The organism is Peribacillus sp. SIMBA_075 (assembly GCF_046534585.1).
Window position 1 is genome coordinate 1 of the sequence record NZ_JAWRYN010000917.1, and the last position, 260, is coordinate 260.

Here is a 260-nt window from a genome sequence, read left to right on the forward strand (position 1 = left end):
ACGGCTGTCCGCCACCTGTTGGATAAAAGGCGGTCTTGCTAAGCACTACATACGCAGTACCATCTTCCTCTGTTCCTCTTTTAGTGATTTGCGCTGAAAATGTTTGAATGTAGGCATCTTGGTAATACAATCTATCTTTCATCATGACTCCTTGCCGTATGGAACCATTCCACACTTGTCTTTTATTCCAGCATTTTCTCTGGCTAGTCGTTGCTAGTATAATAGAGTTAGGAGGTGTTTTCTTTGACCAAAAAACTGTT

General features: G+C 41.5%; 1 pseudogene. It reads right to left on the bottom strand.

Features of this window, described 5'->3' with window-relative positions:
- Positions 1-142 (bottom strand): annotated as a pseudogene (locus SB775_RS30930) (alanyl-tRNA editing protein); the annotation flags it as partial.
- Positions 143-260 lie beyond the last annotated feature (118 nt).